Source organism: Streptomyces sp. NPDC033165 (assembly GCF_055577965.1).
In genome coordinates this window covers 1-25,643 of record NZ_JBVIPK010000005.1, presented here as the reverse complement: position 1 = coordinate 25,643, position 25,643 = coordinate 1, and the positions used below count along the sequence as shown (strand labels likewise).

General features: G+C 72.7%; 18 protein-coding genes. 10 read left to right on the top strand and 8 right to left on the bottom strand.

Going from position 1 to position 25,643, the window contains the following annotated elements:
- Position 1 precedes the first annotated feature (1 nt).
- The 3 genes from ACZ5WC_RS13840 to ACZ5WC_RS13830 all read left to right on the top strand — a co-directional run bounded on the left by ACZ5WC_RS13840 (position 2) and on the right by ACZ5WC_RS13830 (position 7,458).
- Positions 2–1,531 (top strand): hypothetical protein, encoded by a 1,530-nt coding sequence (locus ACZ5WC_RS13840; RefSeq protein WP_468541004.1) that lies wholly within the window; start codon positions 2–4, stop codon positions 1,529–1,531.
- A 76-nt stretch (positions 1,532–1,607) separates the two neighbouring features.
- Complete coding sequence (locus ACZ5WC_RS13835; protein ID WP_468541003.1) at positions 1,608–2,615, top strand: hypothetical protein; 1,008 nt, start codon at positions 1,608–1,610, stop codon at positions 2,613–2,615.
- A 70-nt stretch (positions 2,616–2,685) separates the two neighbouring features.
- Positions 2,686–7,458 (top strand): hypothetical protein, encoded by a 4,773-nt coding sequence (locus ACZ5WC_RS13830; RefSeq protein ID WP_468541002.1) that lies wholly within the window; start codon positions 2,686–2,688, stop codon positions 7,456–7,458.
- Positions 7,459–7,704: 246 nt separating this feature from the next.
- On the opposite strand, the gene ACZ5WC_RS13825 is transcribed toward ACZ5WC_RS13830, so the two are convergent.
- Positions 7,705–8,220 carry a hypothetical protein gene (locus tag ACZ5WC_RS13825; protein WP_468541001.1) on the bottom strand — a complete coding sequence of 172 codons (516 nt, stop codon included), beginning with the start codon at positions 8,218–8,220 and terminating at the stop codon, positions 7,705–7,707.
- A gap of 511 nt (positions 8,221–8,731) precedes the next feature.
- Between ACZ5WC_RS13825 and ACZ5WC_RS13820 the strand changes: the two genes are divergently transcribed.
- The 4 genes from ACZ5WC_RS13820 to ACZ5WC_RS13805 are packed head-to-tail and all read left to right on the top strand — an operon-like array spanning position 8,732 to position 13,177.
- Positions 8,732–11,674: a sensor histidine kinase gene (locus ACZ5WC_RS13820; RefSeq protein WP_468541000.1), complete on the top strand. Its 2,943-nt coding sequence runs from the start codon at positions 8,732–8,734 to the stop codon at positions 11,672–11,674.
- Positions 11,671–12,144 (top strand): roadblock/LC7 domain-containing protein, encoded by a 474-nt coding sequence (locus ACZ5WC_RS13815; protein WP_468540999.1) that lies wholly within the window; start codon positions 11,671–11,673, stop codon positions 12,142–12,144. The genes ACZ5WC_RS13820 and ACZ5WC_RS13815 overlap by 4 nt, the downstream gene beginning before the upstream one ends.
- A gap of 9 nt (positions 12,145–12,153) precedes the next feature.
- Positions 12,154–12,591 (top strand): DUF742 domain-containing protein, encoded by a 438-nt coding sequence (locus ACZ5WC_RS13810; RefSeq protein ID WP_096632643.1) that lies wholly within the window; start codon positions 12,154–12,156, stop codon positions 12,589–12,591.
- Complete coding sequence (locus ACZ5WC_RS13805; RefSeq protein WP_468540998.1) at positions 12,572–13,177, top strand: GTP-binding protein; 606 nt, start codon at positions 12,572–12,574, stop codon at positions 13,175–13,177. Before ACZ5WC_RS13810 ends, ACZ5WC_RS13805 begins: the two co-directional genes overlap by 20 nt.
- Before the next feature lie 220 nt (positions 13,178–13,397).
- Here ACZ5WC_RS13805 and ACZ5WC_RS13800 read toward each other — a convergent pair whose 3' ends face one another.
- The 4 genes from ACZ5WC_RS13800 to ACZ5WC_RS13785 all read right to left on the bottom strand — a co-directional run bounded on the left by ACZ5WC_RS13800 (position 13,398) and on the right by ACZ5WC_RS13785 (position 16,421).
- Positions 13,398–14,588: a lipid-transfer protein gene (locus ACZ5WC_RS13800; RefSeq protein ID WP_468540997.1), complete on the bottom strand. Its 1,191-nt coding sequence runs from the start codon at positions 14,586–14,588 to the stop codon at positions 13,398–13,400.
- On the bottom strand, positions 14,585–15,052 hold the full coding sequence (locus ACZ5WC_RS13795; RefSeq protein ID WP_468540996.1) for a Zn-ribbon domain-containing OB-fold protein: 468 nt from the start codon (positions 15,050–15,052) through the stop codon (positions 14,585–14,587). The genes ACZ5WC_RS13800 and ACZ5WC_RS13795 overlap by 4 nt, the downstream gene beginning before the upstream one ends.
- An 88-nt stretch (positions 15,053–15,140) precedes the next feature.
- A complete protein-coding gene (locus tag ACZ5WC_RS13790; RefSeq protein WP_468540995.1) occupies positions 15,141–15,488 on the bottom strand; it encodes an Mpo1-like protein in 348 nt (115 codons plus the stop codon).
- A gap of 126 nt (positions 15,489–15,614) precedes the next feature.
- Complete coding sequence (locus ACZ5WC_RS13785; RefSeq protein WP_468540994.1) at positions 15,615–16,421, bottom strand: M15 family metallopeptidase; 807 nt, start codon at positions 16,419–16,421, stop codon at positions 15,615–15,617.
- A gap of 60 nt (positions 16,422–16,481) precedes the next feature.
- On the opposite strand from ACZ5WC_RS13785, the gene ACZ5WC_RS13780 reads away from it, so the two are divergent.
- Positions 16,482–17,045: an NUDIX domain-containing protein gene (locus ACZ5WC_RS13780; RefSeq protein WP_468540993.1), complete on the top strand. Its 564-nt coding sequence runs from the start codon at positions 16,482–16,484 to the stop codon at positions 17,043–17,045.
- A gap of 292 nt (positions 17,046–17,337) precedes the next feature.
- On the opposite strand, the gene ACZ5WC_RS13775 is transcribed toward ACZ5WC_RS13780, so the two are convergent.
- Positions 17,338–19,686 carry a glycoside hydrolase family 31 protein gene (locus tag ACZ5WC_RS13775; protein ID WP_468540992.1) on the bottom strand — a complete coding sequence of 783 codons (2,349 nt, stop codon included), beginning with the start codon at positions 19,684–19,686 and terminating at the stop codon, positions 17,338–17,340.
- 216 nt (positions 19,687–19,902) lie between these two features.
- Here ACZ5WC_RS13775 and ACZ5WC_RS13770 point away from each other — a divergent pair, with 216 nt between their 5' ends.
- The gene (locus ACZ5WC_RS13770) at positions 19,903–21,882 is read left to right on the top strand and encodes an acetoacetate--CoA ligase (RefSeq protein ID WP_468540991.1); all 1,980 of its coding nucleotides are present in this window, start codon (positions 19,903–19,905) and stop codon (positions 21,880–21,882) included.
- 63 nt (positions 21,883–21,945) lie between these two features.
- The gene (locus ACZ5WC_RS13765; protein WP_468540990.1) at positions 21,946–22,905 is read left to right on the top strand and encodes a hypothetical protein; all 960 of its coding nucleotides are present in this window, start codon (positions 21,946–21,948) and stop codon (positions 22,903–22,905) included.
- Between the two features lie 70 nt (positions 22,906–22,975).
- On the opposite strand, the gene ptsP is transcribed toward ACZ5WC_RS13765, so the two are convergent.
- Both ptsP and ACZ5WC_RS13755 read right to left on the bottom strand, forming a co-directional pair.
- Complete coding sequence (gene ptsP / locus ACZ5WC_RS13760) at positions 22,976–24,646, bottom strand: phosphoenolpyruvate--protein phosphotransferase (protein WP_468540989.1); 1,671 nt, start codon at positions 24,644–24,646, stop codon at positions 22,976–22,978.
- Between the two features lie 76 nt (positions 24,647–24,722).
- Positions 24,723–25,172 (bottom strand): PTS sugar transporter subunit IIA, encoded by a 450-nt coding sequence (locus tag ACZ5WC_RS13755; RefSeq protein WP_096632641.1) that lies wholly within the window; start codon positions 25,170–25,172, stop codon positions 24,723–24,725.
- Between the last annotated feature and the right edge of the window lie 471 nt (positions 25,173–25,643).

The following is a 25,643-nucleotide window of genomic DNA, read 5'->3' as shown; positions in this document are numbered from 1 at the left end:
CGTGACTTCGCCTGCCAACACGGACACCGCTGCGCCGCAGCTCAGCGCAGGGCCGCGGCCCGCCCCGGGCCCGGCCGCCGACGAGGGGCTCTCGCGGCGGCTGCGCGCGCTCGCGTGCACGGCGCCGCTGCACGACCTCGACGTGCGCAAGGCGAATCTGGCCGGTGAGTACACGGTCTACGCCATGGCGGAGGTCGCCCTCGCCGCGATCGACCACGTCACGCTCAACATGGACTTCGACACCGGGGCCGACCACGACCAGATAGTGGCCAGGCTGCTGCCCCGCGTCGGCGCCCAGGCACCGGACCGGCCCGTCGCCGAGCACGAACGGGTCGCCCGCTGGGTTCTGGAGAACCTGATCAACGTCGGCAGCGTCGACCGCGGTTTCCGCGCGGTCTACGGCACCTTCGGCCCCGACGGCGTCTACGTCCGCCGGGACTACGACTTCAAGTTGATCGAGGAGGTCCCGGGCTACGGCGGCACGGTCTACCTCCGCGCCACCGACGAAGCGGTGAACGTCCTGGTCGGCGCGTTGGACACCGATGTCACCAGCGCCCAGATCGCCGCCGAGGTCAAGCTGGAGGTCCTGATCAGCCGGGGCCGCCTCGCCGATGCCCAACTCGCCGCCGAACAGGCCCGCTACCGCACCGTGCAGTACGCCGAGACCCTGCGCCGCACCCTGGAGGCCACCCGGCGCAACGTCCGCGCCGTCGACTGGCTCCACACCGTCCCGGACATGATCACCGAGGCCCTGGACCACGTGGCCGACCGCTATCGCCACGAGAACGCGATCCTCACCAACATCCGCAAGGCGCGCGACGAGGCCGAGGACCCCGAGCACAAGCGCCGGGCCGCCGAGCTCGTCGACATCGTCAAGGACTGCATCCGCCGCCACACCCAGCTCCAGTCCCGTCTTCTGGAGGCAGGCCCCCTGTTCCGCGCGGAACAGGACCGCCAGGCGTTCGCGCCCCCCACCGCCCACGCGGGCCTCGATCTGTACGGTCAGCTCCTCGCCCCGCTCCTCCCGCTCCCCGTCGAGCAGTCCACCCGGGCCACCGACGCCTTCTTCGCCCACGGCACCGGACTGCGCACCCCCGCCTCCGTCCGGGTCGGTGACCTGGTCGAGATGCTCCTCGCTCCGCCGCTGGAGCGCGAGCACCTGGGCGCGGAGATGCCCGAGCCCGATCTGATCGCCACCCCGGACGACAGCCGCTTCAGCGACGAGCAGCTCGCCCGCGCGATGACCCTCCTCGACCTGGAGCACGACGCCCCGCGCCGCCTCTCCGGACTGCTCGCGGAAGCCCGCCGCGGCGGCGACGCCGACCTGCCCTACCTGGTCGCCCTCCTCGCCGTCCACGCCGCCAGCCCCCCGGTCGGCACCGCCTACCGCCAGGGCGAGCGGCGCCTGCTGTTCGCCGTCGACGACGGCACCGAGCTGGACGACCCGGAGTTCGGCGGTGCCGACCTGATAGTCGGCACCGCCCTGCTGGACGCGGTCGGCATGGCCGCCGACCGCAAGGAGGCGTCATGACCGGCCCCGCGCCTTGCCCGCACCTTTCTCCACTGCCCCCGCACCCGCACCCTTTCCGTACCGAGGAGCCCCAGCCGTGAGCGACCACGAGGCCGAGCACCCCGAGGCGTGGACCGACACCGCCACGCACGCCGGTTCCTCCTCCCCGCATGCCGGTTCCTCCTCCTCGTACACCGGACCCGCGGACACCCACGCCGGTCCCTCCGTCCCGTACGCGGGCGATGCCGCGCATCCGTACGGAGCCGAGCCCACCGGCCAGACACCCGTCACCCCGGCCGACGCCGCCGACGCGGCCCGCCTGGTCTCCTTCGGTCTCCAGCCCAAGCTGCTGCCCGCCCGCGATGCCGAGTACGCCGACCTGCTCCGCCGCTACCGGGAGGAGAGCGCCTTCGCCCGGCTCGCCGACGCCGTGGCCACCGGTCTCGGCCTCATCGTCCTGGAGGTCTCCCCGCGTGCCGGGATGGCCGTGACCGCCGCCGAGGACTCCGTCTTCGCCGTCCGCATGGGTGATTACGCCCGCCGCGCCTCCTCCGACGCCGCCGACCGCTTCCTGCACGGCCTCGCCCATCTCGCCGTCGCCGCGCTCGCCTTCCCCCGCCCCGAGGACCTCGCGGACGACGCCTACATCGGCCGCATCACGGTCAACGGCGTCGACGCCTTCGTACGCCAGGCCTGCCGGCGGCTGGAGGAGCGCGCCGAGGAGCAGGGCGACAACACCGACCCGGTCTCCGACGCCCCCGGCCTCGAAGCGGGCTGGCGTATCTACGCCCGCCGCAGCGCCACCGGGGCGACCAAGGACGCGCGCAGGCTCGCCGGGTCCACCACCGGCATCATCGGCAAGGCCGTCGCCTTCCTCACCGACTCCGGCTTCCTCCAGCGCACCGGCGACGACGCGGGCGGCGCCTACCGCACCACCGCCCGCTACCAGCTCCAGGTCCGCGACATGGCGGGCAGCGCCGCCATGGCCGAACTGCTGGAGCTCGGCGTCGTCCCCGTCACCGACGGCTCCGCGACCCTGCTGCCGCCCACCGACCCCGACGACCTGGAGCTGGCCGCCGACGCGGGCCTGCCCTTCCACTCCTGACCCGCGCCACCCGCCCCCGCCGCACCGCCCAGCACCACCCCCGCTCACCGAACGACGAGAGTCCGCCGCCATGTACGAGTTGTCCCGGGTCCGCCTCTACTCCATCGGACCTGCCGGTGCGCGCTACGCCGACACCGTCCTCGACCTGCGCGGCGTCGGTGCACCCGTTCCCAGCCCCGCCCCCGCCCAGGCGGAGTTCTTCGAGGACGAGCCGGTCGGCCCGCCCCGTCGCCCCGCCCCCGCGGGCGTCCTCTTCCTGGAGAACGGCGGCGGCAAGTCCGTCCTGCTCAAGCTGATCTTCTCGGTGATGCTCCCCGGCCACCGCAACACCCTCGGCGGCGCCAGCTCCGGCGTGCTGCGCAAGTTCCTGCTCGCCGACGACTGCGGCCATGTCGCCCTGGAGTGGCAGCACACCCTCACCGGCGAGTGCGTCGTCGTGGGCAAGGTCAGCGAGTGGCGGGGACGGCAGGTCTCCAACGACCCGCGCAAGTTCGCCGAGGCCTGGTATTCGTTCCGCCCCGGCCCCGGGCTCAGCCTCGACAGCCTGCCCGTCGCCGAGGCCTCCGCCGTCGGCCGCCCCGCCGAAGGCGTCTCCGGGGCGCGCGGCAGGCGCCGCACCATGAAGGGCTTCCGCGACGCCCTGATGGACGCGGGCAAGTTCTACCAGCACCTCGACGTGCACTGGGAAGAGATCCACGACCGCTGGAACGAACACCTCGGCGACCTCGGACTCGACCCCGAACTCTTCCGCTACCAGCGCGAGATGAACGCCGACGAAGGTGAGGCGGCCGGGCTGTTCGCGGTGAAGAAAGACTCCGACTTCACCGACCTGCTGCTCCGCGCCGTCACCGACACCCGCGACACCGACGGCCTGGCCGACCTGGTCAGCGGCTTCGGCAACAAGCTGGGCCGCCGCGCCGAGCTCACCGCCGAACGCGACTTCACCGCGGGCTCCGTCGACCTGCTCGGCCGGATCGTCGAGGCCACCGACACCCGGGCCCGAGCCCGCGACATCCACGCGGGCGCCGAACGCCGCACCCGCACCCTCGCCCGCCGCCTCTCCGCCCGAGCCGCCGAGGAGCGCGGCCGCACCGCCGAGCTGGCCGAGCGGGTCACCGCCGCCGCCCACACCGTCACCGAGGCCGAGTCCACCCGCGGCCGTCGCGCCCTGATCGCCGCCGAACTGGCCTACCGGCACGCCTCGCTGGCCCTGGCCGCCGCCGAGAAGAGCGCCGCCGCCGGACGCAAGGAGCTGGTCGAGGCCCGCACCCTGCACGCCGCCTGGCAGGCCGCCGAAGCCGTCCTGCGCCACCGCGCCGCCGCCGACCGCTCCGCCAGGGTCGCCGCCGCCATCCGCGAGGCCGAACGCGACGCCGCCCCCGCCCTGGCAGCCCGTACCGCCGCCGCCACCGACCTCGTGCGCGCCCTGCACGCCGCCGCCGAGGAGGGCGAGCGCCTCGCCAACGAGGAGGAGGAGCGCTCCGACACTCTCCAGGCCACCGGCGAACGCGCCCACCGGGACGCCACGGTCGCCGCGACCGAGGCCCAGCGTGCCCGCAGCGAGGCCGGACACCTGCGCCAGCGCCTCGCCGAGGTCGAACAGGAAACCGCCGAGGCGGTCCGGGCGGGCTGGCTCGACGACACCGCGCCCGACGCCGACCCGGCCCGTGCCGCCCTCGCCGCCAACGACGCCGAGCAGTCCGCGGTCGCCGCCTGGGACACCGCCCGCGAGGCCGCCCGCACCGCCGCCGACACCGCCCGTGAAGCCGCCGCCGCCGAGAGCCGCGCCGAACTGGCCGCCGCCCGCGCCGCCGACGGGGCCAAGGCCGCCGAGCAGAGTTACGAGGACGAGCTGCGCGCGGCCGCCTCCATCGCCGCCGACCCACGCCTCGCCGACCTGCTCGGCCTGCCCGCCGCCACCGGCGTCCCGCACCCCCGTCGGGAAGCCGCCGACAAGCAGACCGGACCTGACGGGCGGAGCGCCGCCCGGCCCGGCCCGCAGAGCGACGACGGCACGGGCCCCGGCACCGACGCCTCCCCGGACCGTGCGGTCGCCCTCGCCGACCAGGCCGTCCAGGACCGCCAGCCGCTCAGCGCCGAGGAGTTCGACCGCAGCGCCGACGAACTGCGCGAACTCCTCGACCAGTCCGTCACCGCCGCCGAGCGCCGCCTCTTCGACCTCCGCACCGCCGCCGCCGACGACGCCCGCATCCTCGGCGCCCTCGGCGAGGGCGGGCTGCTGCCCCCCGGCCCCGACGTCCTCGCCACCGTCGAATATCTCGGCGAGCACGGCATCCCCGCCCTGCCCGGCTGGCGCTATCTCGCCCAGGCCGTCGACCCGGCCGACCACGCCGCCGTCCTCGCCGCCCGCCCCGAGCTTGTCGACGGCGTCGTCATCACCGACCCCGACGCCCACACCCGCGCCCGCGAAGTCCTCGGCGGTGCGGCCCTGCTGCCCCGCTCGACCGTCGCCGTCGGCACCGCCGCCGCCCTCCTCGCCCCCGTCCCGGCCCCCGGCACCGGCTCCGACGCCCAGAACGACGGCGTCTTCCTCGTCCCGCCGAACCCGGCCATGCACGACGAACACGCCGCCGACGAGGAACGCCAGGCGCTGCGCAGCCGTGCCGCCGAACGCGACGAGGACATCCGCACGCTCGCCGCCCGCCTCTCCGGGGACCGCGCCCTCGCCGCCCGCATCGGCTCCTGGCGCGCCGACTGCCCGCCCGGCATGCTCGCCGAACTGGCCGAGGCCGCCGCCCGTGCCCGTACGGCCGCCGAGAGCGCCGAGGCCGTCCTCACCGAGGCCCGCACCGCCCGTGCCGAGGCCGAAGAAGCCGCCGCCGACACCGCCCGGGTCCGCGACGAGCGCCAGGAAGCCGCCCAGCGGGCCCGCCGCGCCGCCGACGCGCTCGCCGGACTCGCCTTCCGGCTGCGGGAACGGGCGGGCTGGGGGGCCCGGCTGCGGGAACTGGTCGACGAGGCAGCCGAGTCCGAGGCCCGGGCCGCCGTCTGCCTCGACCTCGCCCGCGCCGCCGACGAGGACCGCCGCGCCGCCCAGCGCGCCGGTGACGACGCCCGCCGTACCGCCCGCGCCCTGCGGGCCGAGCGCGCCGAGATCGCCGGAGTCCCCGAAGTCCTCCCCGAGGCCGACGAGACCAGGGCCCGCACCGCCCTGCCCACCCTGCGCGAGGCGTACCGAGCCGCCTCCCAGCTGTACGAGAAGGTCGGCGTCGGCGCCGACCTGCGCGCCGAACAGGCCCGTGCCGAGAGCGACGAGAGCGCGGCCCTCGCCGAGCTGGACCGCCTCACCAACAAGGTCCGCACCCGCGCCGCCCAGCTCCTGGAAGGCACCGACGGCGCGGACGGCCCGTCCCGCCAGGCCGCTGTCGCCCGCGCCGAATCCCACGTCCAGCTCCTGGAGACCCGCGCCTCCACCGCCAGCGAACACCTGGGCCGACTGCGTGGCGAGGCCGAGCGGCTCGCCCCCGACGACGACCGCCCCCACCACACCGAACTGTCCGACGAGCTCGTCCCGGACGACGCCGAACAGGCCCAGGCCTTCCTGCGTACGGCCACCGCCGAGCTGGCCGCCGCCACCGCAGCCCTGGACACCGCCCGCGCCGCCCACAGCGAGCTGCTCCACGCCCACCGCACCGCCGAGGACTCCGCGGGCGGCTTCGACGAGACCGCAGCCCTGCTGCGGGACCTGCTGCGCGACCACGGCGCGGAGGACGGCACCGAGTCCCCCGACCCGTACCCCGGGACCCTGGAGGAGGCCCGGCAGTCGGCCGCCGAGGCCCGCCGCTCCCTGCGCGGCTGCAACGCCGACCTCTCGGCCGCCGAGAGCGCCGTCCGGGAAGCGAGCGACATCCTCGTCCGGCACGCCAACTCCACCCGCTACGAGCAGGTCCGCACCCCGGCCCGCCAGCAGATCCGGGAGCTCCCCGCCTCCGCACTGCCCGAGCACGCGCAGAAGTGGGCCGACGCCTTCGCCCCCCGGCTCCGGGTCCTCACCGACGAACTGATCCAGCTGGAACGCAACCGCGACTCGATCGTCGACCGGCTGCGCGGCCTGGTCGAGTCGGCGCTCACCACTCTGCGTTCCGCCCAGCGGCTGTCCCAGCTCCCCGAAGGACTGGGGGAGTGGTCCGGGCAGGAATTCCTGCGCATCCGCTTCGAGGAGCCCGACCAGGCCACCCTCACCGAACGCCTCGGCGAGGTCATCGACGAGGCCACCCATGCCGCCCTCAAGAAGAACTCCGACCTGCGCCGGGACGGCATGTCCCTGCTCCTGCGGGGCGTCGAGGCGGCACTGCGGCCCAAGGGCATCGCGGTGGAGATCCTCAAGCCGGACGCCGTGCTCCGCGCCGAGCGGGTCCCGGTCGGGCAGATGGGCGATGTCTTCTCCGGCGGCCAGCTGCTCACCGCCGCCATCGCCCTCTACTGCACGATGGCGGCCCTGCGCAGCAACGACCGGGGCCGCGACCGCCACCGCCACGCCGGCACGCTCTTCCTGGACAACCCGATCGGCCGCGCCAACGCCACCTATCTGCTGGAGCTCCAGCGCGCGGTCTCCGATGCGCTGGGAGTGCAGCTGCTGTATACGACCGGGCTCTTCGACACGACCGCGCTCGCCGAATTCCCGCTGGTCATCCGGTTGCGCAACGACGCCGACCTGCGGGCCGGGCTGAAGTACATCAGCGTGGAGGAGCACCTGCGCCCCGGCCTGCCGCAGCAGGACCCGGACGGCGAGACGGTCCACGGCGAGATCACGGCGACCCGCATGTTCAAGCGGAACGAACAGACCGCCCCCCCGAAGCCGGACGCCCACCTCGACAAGTAGACCGCCGGGCCGGCCCGACCAGAAGGACGGGGCCCAGGCCCGGGGGCGGAGTGCCCGGACGGGCCCCGGGACAGGTCGCCTGGACAGGCCCGGGACGGAACGCCCGGACAGGCCCAGGGACAGGTCGTACGGACAGGCACAGGGACAGGTCACCCGGACAGGGCCGGGGACAGAATTCCGGGAGAGACCCAGGACAGAGCGCCCGGGGAGGCCCGGGCCCGGGCCTCCCCGGACCGTATCGCCGTATCAGGCGTGGGACAGATCGCCGGTGTTCCGGCGGGCCGGTATGCCGCCGCCCGTGCCGTCCCGCTGGGCAGCGCGCTCGGCCCGCCGGGCCCGGCGCCGCTCGCGGCGTATCTGCCGTGCCGTGCTGCTCGGCACGGACACCACGCCATGACGCTGGTTCCACACCTGCCGGGTCACCCACACATCGAGCACCGCCCAGGTGGCGACCACCGTACTGGCGACACTGCTCAGCACCATCGGGAAGGCCAGCCAGGAACCGGTCAAGGTGCTCAGAAAGGCGACCATCGCCTGGATGATCGTCAGCGACATGATCAGAACGGCACGCACAGCCGCCGTCCGCACCGCATCGGGCATGCGCCGCTTCGACGCAGGCTCCTCCACCCACAACTGCCGCGGAACCCGCGCCCCGTTCGCGGCTCCCGATTCCGTGGCCGCTGGTACTCCCCGTACTCCCGGTGCTCCCGGTGCTCCCGGTACTCCCGCAACTCCAGCGCTCCCGCGCTCCTGCGTGCTCAAGGCCCTTCAACTCCCCACCACTGTCCGACTTCAGGGTGGCTGCCCGGCTTGCGCCGGTTCTACGCGGGCGGACCGCGTCCGCCCCGCCGCGCACGTTCCCACTGTGCGCTTCCCCGTACATATGGACGAACCACTCGTCCCGAAGATTCCCCTGGAAAGCGCCCGCACGGCACGGAACGTCACGGATCGAAAAATTCCAGCCACTGATGCATGCCGGTCCTGATCGGTCCGGTCGGGATTCTCTGTCGCTTTCGGGAGTTTCATCTCCTGGAATACCGGGACAACCCGTGATCAAGCCCAGGGTGAACGGCTGAAAATCATCCGGACGTGTCTTCGAGTTGTCTCTGTGTCGGTAGTAGGCTCGCGCCGTTTATTGACGCAGGACGGACCTCGCCCGCGTTCGCCCGATGCGCGCCGGTGTACGCACGGCGCGTGCCGGGGCTGGGGCCGGGGCCGAGGGACGACCGGGAGAAGACCACCCCCGCGGTGCGGGGCCGATCTGGGGGAGGCCATGCGCTTTCGCGGAAAGTCCATCCGCAGGAAGATCGTGGCGTTGCTGCTGGTGCCGCTCGTCTCCCTCTCGGGCCTCTGGGTCTTCGCCACGTACGTCACCGGCCGTCAGGCGAGCGAACTGATGAGCGCCGGGGCCATCGTGGAGAAGGTCGGCCACCCTCTGGAGGACGCAGTCCGCGCCGTCCAGGAGGAACGACGGCAGACCCTGGTCTTCCTCGCAGACCCGAGAGCCTCCGACGCGCTGCCCCTCCTCCTCGGCCAACGCGCCGCCACCGACCGCATCGTGGGCGAGGTCAGGGAGAACGCCCGGCAGCAGGACGTCCGCGAAGCGCTGAACACCGAGGACCTCAGCCGCCTGGACGCGATCCTCAGTGCCGTCGACGGACTGGACGCCCTGCGCGACTCCGTCGAGAAGCGCACCATCAGCCGGGCGAAGGCGATGGACTTCTACAACGGACTCGTCGACCCCTCGTACCGCTTCCTCAACGGACTCCACACCCTGGAGAACGTGTCGATGGACAAGCAGATGCGGGCCCTGGTCGGGATATCCCGGGCCCGGGAGATGCTGTCGCGCGAGGACGCCCTGGTCGCCTCCGGCGTTGTCGCGGGCCGGTTCACCACCTCCGAACTGCGCCGGATATCGGGCCTGGTGGCCCAGCGCGAGCTGCTCTACGAGGTCAGCCTCGAAAACCTCCCCGCAGCGGAACGCCGCCGCGTCGAGCAGTTCTGGGGCAGCCCCGACACCGAACCCCTGCGCACCGCCGAGGACGCCCTGATCGCCGCCGGGCCGACGAAGCGCCCCGCAGCCGTCGACACCGACCGCTGGCAGGAGGCGGCCGGGTCCGTTCTCGACCGGCTGGCGGGCCACTCCACGGAGATGGGCGACCGTTTCCGGGACCGTGCCGAGCCCGCCGCCTACCGGGTCCTCGCCCAGGCCGGAATCGCCGGAGTCCTCGGCTTCCTGGCCCTGATCGTCTCGATCTTCGTCTCCGTACGCATCGGCCGCGAGCTCGTCCGAGACCTCTCCCGGCTGCGCAAGGACGCCCACGAGATCTCGGGTGTGCGGCTGCCGAGCGTGATGCGCCGCCTCGCCGCGGGCGAGCAGGTGGACGTCGGTACCGAGGCCCCGCAACTCAGCTACGAACCCGACGAGATCGGCCAGGTCGGCCAGGCGCTCAACACCCTCCAGCGGGCCGCGGTCGAGGCCGCCGTCAAACAGGCGGACATGCGCCGCGGCGTCTCCGAGGTCTTCGTCAACCTGGCCCGCCGCAACCAGGTACTCCTGCACCGCCAGCTGACCCTGCTGGACGCGATGGAGCGCCGCACCGAGAACAGCGACGAACTGGCCGACCTGTTCCGCCTCGACCACCTCACCACCCGCATGCGGCGGCACGCCGAAGGGCTCGTGATCCTCTCCGGCGCGGCCCCCTCCCGCCAGTGGCGCAAGCCCATCCAGCTGATGGACGTGGTGCGGGCCGCCGTCGCCGAGGTCGAGGACTACGAACGCATCGAAGTACGCCGCCTCGCCCGCATCGGCGTGGGCGGGCCCGCCGTCGCCGACCTCACCCACCTCATCGCCGAACTCCTGGAGAACGCCACCGTCTTCTCACCCCCGCACACCGCGGTCCAGGTGCACGGCGAACGCGTCTCCAACGGCTTCACCCTCGAAATCCACGACCGTGGCCTCGGCATGCCCCCCGAAGTCCTCCTCGACGCCAACCTCCGCCTCGCCGAGACCCCCGACTTCGAACTCTCCGACACCGACCGGCTGGGCCTCTTCGTGGTCAGCCGCCTCGCCCAGCGCCAGAACGTCCGGGTCTCCCTGCAGAAATCGCCGTACGGAGGCACCACCGCGGTCGTCTTCATCCCCGCCTCCCTGCTCACCGACGCCCCCGACACCCATGGCACCGGCTTCCGTCTCGACCGTCGGGCCGAGCGGGCGATCGGCAGCGGCCGGAGCACCGAGTCGGCGCAGGGCGCGGAGGGCGTGACGTCGGGCGGGGAGCGCCGTGTCAACGGCAGGTCCGCGGTGCTCACCCCGGTACCCGCCGGGCTCACCGGCCCCGCCGTCCTCGACGGCCCGGTCGAACTCGAAGCCCCCGTCGGCCCGCTGGACTTCGACGGCGGCCCCCTTGACCGTTCCCCGGACCCGGCCCTTGATCCGGCCCTGGGGCCCGTACTGGACGGGGTCTCCGACCTGGAGGACACCGAGAGCGAGCGCGGCGGCATCTTCCGCGCCCGCGACCTGCGGCGCGACGCCGACCGTGGTGCCGGCCACGGTCCCGACCGCGACACCGACCGCCGGGCCCGTCGTGCCGGGCGCGGCGGGCCGCGTCGGGGCGCCGACCGGGACCAGCACGAGCAGGCCCGCGACCGCGGCGACGGGCCCACGGCGGACATCCGCCCGATGCGCCCCTCAGGCCCCGTCCCGCTGCCCCGGCGCACTCCGCCGACCCTGGTGGCCGACCGGGGCCGCCGGGTGGACGACGGGGCCAGGGACGGCGCCCCGGCCGCCACACCCGCGACGGCCCACCGCACTCCGACGGCCCCACGCACTCCGCCGGCCCCCGACACCGTGGGCGGCCTGCCCCGGCGGATCCGGCAGGCCAGCCTCGCCCCCCAGCTCCAGGACTCAGCGGAACGGACTCAGCCCCGGCCACCCGTGGACCCCTTTGACGACATCGAGCGTGACGCGGACGAGGTACGGGACCGCATGGCATCGCTCCAGCGCGGCTGGCAGCGCGGTCGTCGGGAGAACGCCGAAACCACAGAAGCTACAGAGACCACAGGGGTCACAGGGACCCCAGAGAACGCCAGAACCACCGCGAACGCCCAGAACACCGACACCATCGCGAACACCAACACCACCCAGAACACCGAGGACACAGCCGGCCCCGGTGGCACAGCACCAGGAACCACTCCGGGAGGGGACGGTCGATGACCGCACCGAACGCCGCAGCACACGACCCCGCTACACACGACCCCGCCACACACGACCCCGCACGCCGGGGCTCGGGCGAACTGAACTGGCTGCTCGACGAACTCGTCCAGCGCGTCGCCAGCATCCGCAAGGCTCTGGTGCTCTCCAGCGACGGGCTCGCCACGGGCGCCTCGCAGGACCTGACCCGGGAGGACAGCGAGCATCTCGCCGCGGTGGCCTCCGGGTTCCACAGCCTCGCCAAGGGCGTCGGCCATCACTTCGACGCGGGCCGGGTGCGCCAGACCGTCGTCGAGCTGGACGAGGCGTTCCTCTTCGTCACCGCAGCCGGTGACGGGAGCTGTCTCGCCGTCCTGGCCGATGCCGACTCCGACGTGGGCCAGGTGGCGTACGAGATGACGTTGATGGTCAAGCGCGTGGGGGCCCATCTGGCCAACGCCCCACGGACGACCGGTCTGCCCGCCGGAGGGTGAGTGGCGGGCATGAGCGCTGACTCCCGCCGGGGCACGGACCCCGGATCCCCGGACGGTCCCCTCGACCCCCAGTCCTCGCGGTGGTACGACGCGGAAGCGGGGCCCGTGGTCCGGCCGTACGCGATGACCCGCGGGCGTACCAGCAGCGCCACCCGCCACCGGCTCGACCTGATCGCGCTCGTCGTGCCGGAACCGGCCGCCGACGACCCCGGCCGGGACCAGACGCTCGCCCCCGAACATGTACGCATCGTCGAACTCTGCAGCGACATGCCCCAGTCGATCGCCGAGCTCGCCGCCGAACTCGACCTCCCCGTAGGGGTGGTACGGGTCCTGGTCGGTGATCTCGTCGAGGACGAGCTGGTGCACGTCACCCGCCCCGTTCCGCCGGCCGAGCTGCCGGACGTGAACATCCTCCGCGAGGTGATCAATGGCCTTCGGGCGCTCTAGCCGCAGACAGCGGCCCGTCGAGCCCGTCACCCTGAAGATCCTGGTGGCGGGTGGATTCGGCGTGGGCAAGACGACGGCGGTCGGCGCGGTCAGCGAGATCAGACCGCTGCGCACCGAGGAACGCCTCAGCGAGGCGGGCCGCCCGGTCGACGACCTCGAAGGCGTCGAGTCCAAGACGACCACCACGGTCGCCATGGACTTCGGCAGGATCACGCTCCGCGAGGACCTGGTCCTCTATCTGTTCGGCACACCCGGCCAGGACCGCTTCTGGTTCCTCTGGGACGAACTGGCCCAGGGCGCCCTGGGCGCGGTCGTTCTCGCCGACACCCGGCGGCTGGAGGACTGCTTCGCGGCGGTCGACTACTTCGAACGCCGGGGCATCCCCTTCGCCGTGGCCGTCAACTGCTTCGAGGGAGCCGACCGGTTCCCTCCGGAGACCGTGCAGGCCGCCCTGGACCTGGGCCCCGAGGTGCCGGTGCTCGTGTGCGACGCCCGGGACCGCTCCTCGGTACGTGACGTCCTGGTCGCGGTCGTGGAGCACGCTCTGGAGCAGGCGGCGCGCGCCCGTGAACCCGTCGCCACCTGACGCCGATCGGCAGATACCGGCAGCGATAGGCGTACGGCCCGTACCCCCGCCGACAGGGGTACGGGCCGCACGTCGTCCGGCGGGCCGGGCTGTGAGTGTTCTGCGGTCGTGACGAACAGTCAAGTCCTCATGAAAGGTGACCTGTCACGGCGGCGGACTCAGGCAACGGCCCCGGCATGCGTCTCGGGCAACAGCTCAGGCAATGGCTCGCGCGACGGGCTCACCGGACCGCCACCACCGCCGAACCGTGCCCGAACAGCCCCTGGTTGGCCGTGATGCCCACCCGGGCCCCCGGCACCTGCCGTTCCCCGGCACGGCCGCGCAACTGCCAGGCCAGCTCGCAGACCTGCGCGATCGCCTGCGCGGGCACCGCCTCGCCGAACGAGGCCAGGCCCCCGCTCGCGTTGACCGGAACCCGGCCGCCCAGCGCGGTCGTCCCGTCCCGCACCAGCTTCGCGCCCTCGCCGGGAGCGCACAGCCCGATGTCCTCGTACCACTCCAACTCCAGAGCCGTGGAGAGGTCGTAGACCTCCGCCAGTGACACGTCCTCGGGCCCGGTCCCCGCCTCCTCGTACGCGGCCCGGGCGATCGAGGCACGGAAGCTCTCCGGCGGGGGATCGACCGCCACCGCCGAGTCCGTACCGATGTCCGGCAGATCGAGGACCGTCCTCGGGAAGGTCGGAGTCACGGTGGACACGGCCCGGATGCGCACCGGATCGGTCACCCCGCGCCGCCGCGCGAACTCCATGCTGCACAGCACGAGGGCCGCGGCCCCGTCGGAGGTGGCGCAGATGTCCAGCAGTCGCAGTGGATCGGCCACCACCGCCGAGGCGGCGACCTCCTCGGCCGTCACCGGTTTCCGGTAGCGGGCGTTCTCGTTCAGCGCGCCCGCCGCCGCGTTCTTCACCTTGACCAGTGCGAAGTCCTCCGGCGAGTCCCCGTACAGTGCCATGCGACGGCGCGCGTACAGCCCGAAGTACGCAGGGTTCGTCGCCCCGAGCACCCGGAAGCGCAGCCAGTCCGGATCGTCGGGTCGCTCCCCGCCCGCCGGGGTGAAGAACCCCTTCGGCGCCGCATCGGCCCCCACGACCAGGACCACGTCCGCCATCCCGGCCAGGATCTGCGCCCGCGCGGTGTTGACCGCCTGCGCCCCGGAAGCGCACGCGGCGTACACCGAGGTGACCCGCGCCCCCTGCCACCCGAGCGCCTGGGCGAACGAGGCCCCGGCCACGTACCCCGGATACCCCCCGCGCACCGTCTGCGCGCCCACGACCGACTGCACCTCGTGCCAGCCGATCCCCGCGTCGGCGAGGGCGGCCCGCGCGGCGACCCGCCCGTACGTGATGAAACCGCGCCCCCACTTGCCCCACGGGTGCATCCCGGCTCCGAGCACCGCCACATCACCGGTCATGACGTGGCCCCCTGTTCCCCGACGGGGCGCCAGTGCCAGGTCGTGTGCACGATGCCCGCCGCGGTGTCCTCGTCCAGCACGCCGGGCACCACCTCCACCGTCGAGCCGACCGGCAGCTCGGCCACGCCGACCCCGGGTGCGGCCTGCCCCAGCACCACCATGCGCTCGGCCGCCAGCTCGACGGCGACCAACGTGTACGGGACCCAAGGGACTTCGGGATCGCTGAGGTACGGGGGAGGGGGCCGGTAGCGGCCGTCGGTGCAGGACCAGACCGTGCCCCGCTTCGACAGCGGCACCTCCTCCAGCTCCCCGCCGGGACAGCCCGGATTGCGGCAGTGGCCGTCCTCGCGGGGGAAGTGGACCGACCGGCAGCCGCAGCAGCGGGTGCCCAGCAGCCGGAAGTCCTCCTCCCCGGCGCCCTCGGTGAACCAACCGGCCACCACCGGAATGCGCGTATGCGGCAAGACCCCTCCCCGGCACTGAATCTGACGGAACGTCAGAAGTGTGCCACGGGCGGCCTCACCGGGCGAGGGGTGCGCGGCGGCATACGGCTCAGCCGTGCTCCGCCAGCCACTTCGCGGCGATCTCCGCCAGCTCCGCGTCCCGGCCCGCCAGCATCATCCGGATCATCTGCGCATCCCCGCGCAACGACCACGCCGGATGCCCGAACGTGGCCGGGTTGTTCTTCTCGATCAGGAAGTGTGCGGGCCAGGCCGTGCCGTAGCCGATCAGCGGCAGGGCCGCCAGCCATCGCTTCCGCCCCCGCGCCAGCCCGTAGACGGAGATCGCGAGTCCGGTCAGCGTGCCGGTCAGATGGACCCAGCGGGTGGCGGCGCGGGAGTGCATCGCGACGTAGTACGGCCAGAACTCCTCGTACGAATCGAACGTCTGCTGTGACATACGGGCACCGTAGCCGCCGGATCCGCAACCGAAAACGTCTCCGCGGCGTCCGAAAGGAAGAACGGGCGGCCGGAGCCCACGGGGGTGGTCCCGGTCGCCCGTTCATCAGCCCGCGCGAGCAGCCCCTCAGCGCCCGGAGACCGACCTCCGATGCACCGGAAAGTCGAAGTAGGTGTCGGGGAACGGCTCCGAGCTGAAGGTGAAGTGCCACCACTCCTCGGGCAGATTCACGAACCCCACCTCCGCCAGCATCCGCTTCAGGAACTGCCGGTTGGCGCGCTGCGCCCCCTGCACCCGGGGGTCGTCCGTGTGTGACAGGGTGTCGAAGCAGTCGTAACCCGTTCCCATGTCCACCGAGTTGTCGGGGAACCGATCGTCCTTCGGAGCGAAGCAGGGAGTCAGCCGCTCGCCCGGACGGTACGGCCTGGTCGGCAGGGCGGGGAGCCTGACCAGCGTGAGGTCCACCGTGCTGCCCCGGCTGTGCCCGGACTTCTCCGCGATGTAACCATCTTCGAACAAAAGCGACTTGTCGACCAGAGGGTAGAACTCCCCCTTCATGGACTGGTCGTCGAGATCCTTCGCCCACCGCACGAAGTGGTCGACCGCCCGCTGCGGCCGGTAGCAGTCGTACACCTTCAGCGAATACCCCCGGCGCAGCAGCCGCTTCTGGGCCAGATGCAGCGCACGAGCGGCGGGCCTGGTCAGGATGCAGACCGGCTGCCGGTAGCCGTCGACCCGCTCGCCCATGAAGGTGTGCGCCGTCGTGTAGCGCATTTCCTGAATGATCGTCGGGTCCACCGAGCGCAGCGCCACGAACTCGCCGGGCGCCGTCGGCCCGGGGCGCCCCTGCGCGGGCGGGGAGGCGGCGGTGACGGCGAACAGAGCGGCGGCCGCGGTGGCCAGGGCGCGGAGAGCGGTACGCGTTCCTGTCATGGGCGAACCGTCTACCAGCTGGGCTGCCCGGGGGGAAGAACGATCGGATACAGTCCGCCCGTGTCCGAACCCGGCAGCAGGCCCGCCCCGACCGCCCCTCAGTCACCCCGGTACGTACGGGGTTCCCACTGCGGTACGTGCGGAGCGCCGTACCACGCCCTCCCGTCCGCCGACACCTGGCCGCGCACCTGCACGCGTTGCGGCACCACCGCCTACCGCAACCCGCTCCCCGTCGCCGTGGCCCTGCTCCCCGTCACGGGCCCCGGCCCCACCGGACTCGTCGTCATCACCCGCACCATCGAACCCCAGAAGGGCGGAACGGCCCTGCCCGGCGGCTTCGTCGACCACGCCGAGGACTGGCGCCACGCGGTGGTGCGCGAACTGCGCGAGGAGACCGGCATCGACGCCACCGAGGAGGACGTACGCCTCGCCGACGCCCTCAGCGACACGGCCGGACACCTCCTGCTCTTCGGCCTCCTCCCGGCCCGCCCCCTCGCCGCCCTCCCACCCTCGGCCCCCACCTCGGAGACCTCCGGCTACGAGATCCTGAGCGCCCCGCGCACTTTGGCCTTCCCCCTGCACACGCAAGCGGCGAACGCCTGGTTCGCGGGGCGCTACGGCTGAGGGGCGCGCTGACCGCCATGCACCGCCCATGCGCCTGATCGCCACGAGCCGCCCCCTCGCGCCTGACCGCCCCACGTAGACCGCCGAACAGGCCCGGGAGCCACCGCACCCGCACCCGCACCCGCACCCGCACCCGCAACGCCACCCTCCCTACCCCCCCCTAGTTCAGCCCGCCCTCGGCACCCCCCGCTCCGCCACCACCCGGTCAGCCCCGCCCTCCGCACAGCCCGGCAGCAACCACCCCACACTTCAGCCCGCCCTCCGCACCGCCCCGCTCCACCACCCCACCAGTTCAGCCCCGCCCCCGCACCACACAGTCCACCCCACCCTCCACTCCGGGCCGCTCCACCACCACACGGTCGCCCTCCCACCGCGTCACATACCGCTCGACCTCCGCCTCCGCCCACCCGTCACCCGGGTCCCGCACCACGAGACCGCCTCCGGTACGCCCCGGCCTGGGCGCCCACGCCTCCAGCTCCAGGCCCCCGTCCGCACCCCGCACCGGGATCACCGCACCGGCCCTGACCAGCACCGGGACCCGGGACATCGGCGCGTCGACCAACACCTGCCCCGGCCCCTCGTACGCCCGCCCGGTCTCCGCGTCGTACCACCGCCCCCGGGGCAGCCGCACCGCCCGCCGCCGCACCCCGGGCTCCAGCACCGGAGCCACCAGCAGCGCGTCGCCCAGCAGGAACGCGTCCTCGCACTCCCGCAGCGCCCGGTCGCCCGGCACGCCCCACCACATCGGCCGCACGTAGGGCGCACCGGTCAGCCGCGCCACGTGCGACAGCGTCACGAAGTACGGGCGAAGCCGCTCCCGTTCCGCCAACGCCGCCCGCGCGCCCTCCAACACCTCGGGACCGAACTCCCACGGCTCCCGACGCCCCGCGTCGATCGCCGAGTGGGTGCGGAACAAGGGCAGGTAGGCGCCCAGCTGGAACCACCGCAGATACAGCTCCGGCGACGGGAACCCGTCGAACCCGCCCACATCCGGCCCCGAGTACGGCACCCCGCACAGCCCGAGACCCAGCACCAGGGCCAGCGAGGCCCGCAGCCCCGGCCACCCGGTCGACACATCACCGGACCAGGTGCCCCCGTACCTCTGCATCCCCGCCCAGCCCGACCGGGAGAAGAGGAACGGCCGCTCCTCCGGACGCCACCGGAGCAGCCCCTCGTACCCGGCCCGGGCCATCGTCAGCCCGTACACGTTGTGGGCCTCGCGGTGATCACCGCCCGCGCCCTCCAGCACATGCCGGGCGGAACGCGGCAACGACGGATCGCCGAACGCCGCGAAGGACACCGGCTCGTTCATGTCGTGCCAGACCCCCGAGAAGCCCTGCGCAAGCCGCTCCTCGTACAGAGATCCCCACCATTCCCGCACAAGCGGATCAGTGAAATCCGGATAGACGGAGGCCCCCGGCCACACCTCCCCGACCACCACCCGCCCTCGCGCGTCCCGTACGTACGCACCCCGTTCCCCGACCGCCGCGCCCCCCTCGAACACCGGGTCGCCCGGCTCGGCCTTCACCGCCGGGTCCACGATCGACACCAGCCGCACCCCGTCCTCGCGCAGCTCCTTCGCCAGCGCGGGCAGCCCGGGGAACCGCTCCCGGTCCACCGTGAACACCCGGTGCCCGTCGTAGTGGTCGATGTCCAGATGCAGGACGGACAGCGGCAGCCCCCGCTCCCGGTACCCGTCGACGATCCGCCGCACCTCCTGCGCACTGCCGAAGCCCCACCGCGCATGCTGCGGCCCCAGTGCCCAGGAGGGGGGCAGCGCCGGCGCACCCGTCAGCGCCGTCCACCCCTGGAGCACCCGGGCGGGCGTCCCCGCCACGACCCAGCAGCGCAGCGGACCGCCTTCCATCCGCACCTCGCACGTCCCCGGCCGGTCATGCCCCGAGCCCGCGCCCTCCTCGCCCTCGCGCAGCACCACCCGGCCCGCCCAGGTGTTGTCGTGGAACGCCAGATGCGTTCCCGCGTCCGACACCACCACCTGCACCGGCATCGTCAGATACAGCGGATCGTCCCCCGGACCGAACCGCCCGCCCGGATCGGTGTTCCACAGCCCGTACACCCCGTCCCGCAACCGGGGCCCGCCCGCCCGGCCGCCCAGGCCGAAGAACCGCGCGTCCGCCGGCACCTCCGAGCGCTGCACCCACCGCACCGGCCCCCCGCCCACCGGCTCCCACCAGCGCGGCGGCAACTCCCGCCGCAACAACACCCCGCCCGGCGTCCGCAGCTCCACCGCCCCCGTGCGCGACACCACCACCGTCAGCCGCTCCGACACCACCTGCCAGCCGCCGTCCTTGTCGGGCTCCAGCACCGCCCGCTCGTCCGGGGCGGGCGGCCCACCCGCCACCGCGTACGACGGCACCGGCTCCGCCCCGTCCCACGCCCAGAAGACCGCACCCCCCACCGACACCCGGATCCGCAGCTCCGAACGAGCGAACCGCACCACACCGCCGCCGGGCCCCGGCTCCGCACCCGTCAGCGCACCGGGCACCCGGGCCCGCTCCGCCCCGCGCGCGGGCAACGCACGCGCGTCCGCCGACCGGCGCCGCCAGGCCGAGCGCACCGTGCGCAGCCCCCGCACCGAACCGACCAACCTCACCCGACGCACCAGGTCACGACCGTCCATGGCGCACACCCTGCCACCCGCCAGGCCCGCAGAACCTCCCGTTCAACTCCCGTTCATCCATGTCGGGCCCCCGCTCCCCACCGTCCGGAGGCGGGGTCACCCTGGTGCCGAAGACGATCACATGGCATCGTCCGTGTCAGCCGCTCACGCGCACACCCCAGCCCGTGCGCGCCGACACGCCGACCCCGCGTACCCGTACAGCCAGGGAGCAGCCCCATGACCGAAGCCACGCCCGACACGCCCCTCTGGCAGCCCGGCCCCGACCGCATCGAGGCCGCGGCCGTCACCCGCTTCCAGAACTGGGCCGCGACCCGGTACGGCGCCCCGGCCGACGGCGGGTACGCAGCCCTGCACCGCTGGTCCGTCGACGAGCTCGACACCTTCTGGCAGGCCGTCGCCGACTGGTTCGACATCCGCTTCTCCACCCCGTACGAAAGCGTCCTCGGCGACCGCACCATGCCCGGCGCCACCTGGTTCCCCGGCGCCACCCTCAACTACGCCGAACACGCCCTGCGCACCGCCGAGGAGCCGTCCCGCGCCGACACTCCCGCCCTCCTGTACGTCGACGAGACCCACACCCAGGTCCCCATCAGCTGGGCAGACCTCCGCCGCCAGGTCGGGGCCCTCGCCGCCGAACTCCGCGCCCTCGGCGTCACCCCCGGCGACCGCGTCAGCGGCTACCTCCCCAACATCCCGCAGGCCGTCGTCGCCTTCCTCGCCACCGCGGCCGTCGGCGGCGTCTGGACCTCCTGCGCCCCCGACTTCGGCGCCCGAAGCGTGCTGGACCGCTTCCAGCAGATCGAACCCGTCGTCCTGTTCACCGTCGACGGCTACCGCTACGGCGGCAAGGAGCACGACCGTACGGAGACCGTCGCCGAACTCCGCCGCGAACTGCCCACCCTGCGCGCCGTCGTCCACATCCCGCTGCTGGGCACCGACGCCCCCGAAGGCGCCCTCGCCTGGGCCGCCCTCACCTCCGCCGACACCGAGCCGGTCTTTGAGCAGGTCCCCTTCGACCACCCGCTGTGGGTCCTCTACTCCTCCGGCACCACCGGCCTGCCCAAGGCCATCGTCCAGTCCCAGGGCGGCATCCTGCTCGAACACTTCAAGCAGATCGGCCTGCACTGCGACCTCGGCCCCGAGGACCGCTTCTTCTGGTACACCTCCACCGGTTGGATGATGTGGAACTTCCTCGTCTCCGGCCTCCTCACCGGCACCACCGTCGTCCTGTACGACGGCAGCCCCGGCTACCCCGACATCAGCGCCCAGTGGAGGGTCGCCGAACAGACAGGCGCCACCCTCTACGGCACCTCCGCCGCCTACGTCATGGCCTGCCGCAAGGCCGACATCCACCCCGGCCGGGACTTCGACCTCTCCCGCGTCCAGTGCGTCGCCACCACCGGCTCCCCGCTCCCGCCCGACGGCTTCCGCTGGCTCCACGACGAGGTGGCCGACGACCTCTGGATCGCCTCGGTCAGCGGCGGGACCGACGTCTGCAGCTGCTTCGCCGGAGCCGTCCCGACCCTCCCCGTCCACATCGGCGAGCTCCAGGCCCCCTGCCTCGGCACCGACCTCCAGTCCTGGGACCCGGCGGGCAAGCCGCTCACCAACGAGGTCGGCGAGCTGGTCGTCACCAACCCGCTGCCATCCATGCCGATCCGCTTCTGGAACGACCCCGACGGCAGCCGCTACCACGACAGCTACTTCGACATGTACCCCGGCGTCTGGCGCCACGGCGACTGGATCACCCTCACCGACCACGGCTCGGTGATCATCCACGGCCGCTCCGACTCCACCCTGAACCGCCAGGGCGTCCGCATGGGCTCCGCCGACATCTACGAGGCCGTCGAACGGCTCCCCGAGATCCGCGAGTCCCTCGTCATCGGCCTCGAAGAACCCGACGGCGGCTACTGGATGCCGCTCTTCGTCCACCTCGCCGAAGGCGCGACCCTCGACGACGACCTGCGTGCCGCGATCAAGAACACCATCCGCGAGAACCTCTCCCCACGCCACGTACCGGACGAGGTCATCGAGGTCCCCGGCATCCCGCACACCCTCACCGGCAAGCGCATCGAGGTCCCGGTCAAGCGCCTCCTCCAGGGAACCGAGCTCGCCAAGGCGGTCAACCCGGGTTCGGTGGACAACCTCGACCTCCTCCACTTCTACGCCGAACTGGCCGCGAACCGCCGCGGCTAGCTCGCTTGTCAGTCCCCCTGATTACGCTGAGTGAGCAATGATTCACCGCGCACAGGGGGACACATGGCGCAGACCGAGAACACCAGGCGCAACACCCAGCACAACTCCAAGCACCACAAGAAGCACGGCACCGCACCCGGCACCGCACACGGCGCGACCCTGCGACGCACGCTGTGCCGCGAGGCCCCCCGCACCGTCGGCCTCCTGGTCGACGCGCAGGACTTCGCGGCCATGCGGCACTACCGCACCTTTCCCTTCGACGACCACACCGTCTATCTGCGACAGGTCGAGGCCCTGCTCAAGACGCTCACGGCCCAGGGCATGCACACCACCATCGCCCTCTTCGACCCCGAGGACTACGCCGAATTCTGCGCCGAGTCCGGACTCGACGCGGACACCGGCGCCAGCCGCAGCCGCTTCACCGCGGAGATCGCCGCAGCCGGAGCCACCGTCGTCTACACCGGCCAACGCCTGAGCGACCTCATCCCGCTCCTGGTCTCCCGCGCGGTCCGCCAGGCCACCTGGGAGTACGCCACACTCCTCCTCGCCGACCTCGGCGCCTGCGCGGACTGCGGCCAGGACATCGGACGCGCGGCCTTCGACCGGGCCTCGCACCTCCTGCTGCGCCTGCTGGAAGCGGCAGGACCGGGAACCCACCACCTGGTCTGCTCGACCCCCACGGAGGACGACCAGCTCCTGGCGGTGCTCAACACCCACCGCGACCCGACGGGCCCGACCCGTATGGACAGCTCGGAGGGCGCGGAGTTCGCCACCGTGCTCGCGGTGGCCGTCGCCCTGGAATCGCGCGGGGGAGTGGTCCTGCGCACCAGCGCACCCGACAGCCCGGACCGCGTCCACGGCTGGCGGCTGGCCCATGGCACCCTCGCCCCGCTCATCGCGGGCGAGGTCTTCAACGCCTACTGCACCGACGCCGAGACCGGAGAGCCCGTCTCCCCGGAATCCGGCGTGGAGTACTGCGCGGGATTCGACATCCGGGCCGACCCGGCGGAGCCCCACCGCTGAGGCGGGCACACAACAGGAGGGGCTTCCCGCCCACGGCGGAAAGCCCCTCCAACACAGACAACCAGCTCGGCTACTCGCCCGAGAGCACAGCCTGAGCGGCCTTGCGCGCCTGATCGGCGGAGTCCGCCGAGCGGGCGGCGTTCGCCGCCCGCTCGCACTGCGCCAGCGTGTACTTGGCCAGCGTGGCGCGCACATAAGGAATGGACGCCGCACCCATGGAGAGCGAGGTGACACCCAGACCCGTCAGCACACAGGCCAGCAGCGGATCGGCCGCGGCCTCACCGCACACACCGCAGCTCTTGCCCTCGGCACGGGCGGCCTCGGCGGACAGGGCCACCAGATCCAGCAGTGCCGGCTGCCACGGATCCTGGAGCCGCGACACCGCGCCCACCTGACGGTCGGCGGCGAAGGTGTACTGCGCCAGGTCGTTGGTGCCCAGCGACAGGAACTCCACCTCCTGGAGGATTGACCGCGCCCGCAGAGCGGCGGACGGAATCTCCACCATCGCACCGAACTTCGCCTGCAACCCGGCCCCACGGCACGCGTCCGCGAACGCCTTGGCGTCGATACGGTCGGCCACCATGGGCGCCATGACCTCAAGGTATACCGGCAGCCCCTCGGCGGCCTTCGCCAGCGCGGTCAGCTGGGTGCGCAGCACCTCGGGGTGGTCCAGCAGACTCCGCAGCCCGCGGACTCCGAGCGCCGGGTTCGGCTCGTCGGCCGGCGTCAGGAAGTCCAGCGGCTTGTCGGCGCCCGCATCCAGCACACGTACGACGACACGCCCCTCGGGGAACGCCTCCAGAACCGCACGGTAGGCCGCGACCTGCTTCTCCTCGGAAGGAGCCTGCTTGCTGTCGTCCAGGAACAGGAACTCGGTCCGGAACAGCCCCACACCCTCGGCACCCGCCTCGACCGCCGCGGGCACATCGCCCGGACCGCCGACATTGGCGAGCAGCGGCATCTTGTGCCCGTCCGACGTGGCACCGGGACCGGTCGAGGCGGACAGCGCGGCCTTACGAGCCGCCGCGGCGCTCTCCATCTCGGCACGCTTCTCGGCGCTCGGGTCGACGAAGATCTCACCCGTGCTGCCGTCCACCGCGACGACCGTGCCCTCCGCCAGCTCACCGGCACCGGGCAGAGCCACCACGGCCGGCACGCCGAGCGCGCGCGCCAGGATCGCGCTGTGGCTGGTCGGCCCGCCCTCCTCGGTGACGAAGCCGAGCACCAGCGTCGGGTCGAGGAGCGCCGTGTCGGCCGGTGCCAGATCGCGCGCGATCAGCACATACGGCTCGTCGCTGTCCGGCACCCCAGGCATCGGCACACCGAGCAGCCGCGCCACGATCCGGTTCCGTACGTCGTCGAGGTCGGCGACTCGCCCCGCCAGGTACTCCCCGGCGTTGGCGAGCAGCGCCCGGTACGCGGCGAACGCGTCGTACACGGCACGCTCGGCGGTGCTGCCCACGGCGATGCGACGCTCGACATCGGACATCAGCTCGGGGTCCTGGGCCATCATGGCCTGCGCCTCAAGCACGTGCTGTGCCTCGCCACCGGCCAGATTGCCCCGCGCGATCAGATCGGCCGCCACCGCCTCCACAGCCTGCCGGGCACGCCCCTGTTCGCGCCCGGCTTCCTCGGCGGGAATCTGTTTGGCGGGCGGCTCCAGCACCGCCGTACCCATGTGCCGAACCTCGCCGATGGCCACACCGTGGCTCACGCCGACGCCTCGCAGCGTTGTCTCCATTTCACCCGTCTCCGGTTGTGCGATGACTCGTGCCACCGCGGTGGTTGTGCAACTGGCTGTTACTGCGCGTGCGGTGTCACTGCCAGCCGAACAGCGTGTCGCCGACCTTCACGTCGCCGTCCTCGCGAACCTCGGAGAGCGACTCGGCGGTGGCTTCCAGGGCCACGATGGGGCAGATGGGTGACTTTCCGGCCGCCTCGACGGCGTTCGGGTCCCAGCGCACGATGCTCTGGCCGCGGGTCACCGTGTCCCCCTTGTTCACGAGAAGCTCGAAGCCCTCGCCGTTGAGCTGGACGGTGTCGATGCCGAGGTGCGTCAGAACCCCGTGTCCGTCCGCGTCGACGACGACGAACGCGTGGGGGTGCAGGGAGACGACAATGCCGTCGACCGGGGAGACGGCCTCGGAGGGCTCACGTACGGGGTCGATGGCGGTGCCGGGACCGACCATCGCGCCGGAGAAGACCGGGTCGGGAACCGCGGTGAGTCCAATGGCGCGTCCAGTAAGAGGGGACGTCACGTTGGTCATGGGGAGCCTCCCAGGGGGTGGAGATTCAGGTGTCGCCGCCGTGGCTGATGGGGGACGGCGTACTGCTCAGCAGCGTAAGTCATATGAAGTCCCGGTTCCGCCCGAGACCTACCGCTTGACGGACCTAGGGGTGCACCAGAAACGATTTGCCTCGATCCCCGGTGCCCTGTACTGTCGTACTCCTGCCTGACCCCAACGCGACTTTGAGTCGGGGGTCGGCGGCGACCTTCAAGCCAGATCCTAACCTTGAACCTCCCTTCGGCATGCCCGCAGGACGTGGTCAAGGGAAGCGGAAAAGGCCTGATAGAGTCGGACTCGCCGAAAGGGAAAACCGCGAAAGCGAAGACCCGGAAAGCGAAAAGGAAGTATTGCTGGACCCGCTTCGACCGGGAATCGGACACGAAAGAGTCTGATAGAGTCGGAAACGCAAGAACGAAGGGAAGCGCCCGGAGGGCCCCGGTGAAACGGGAC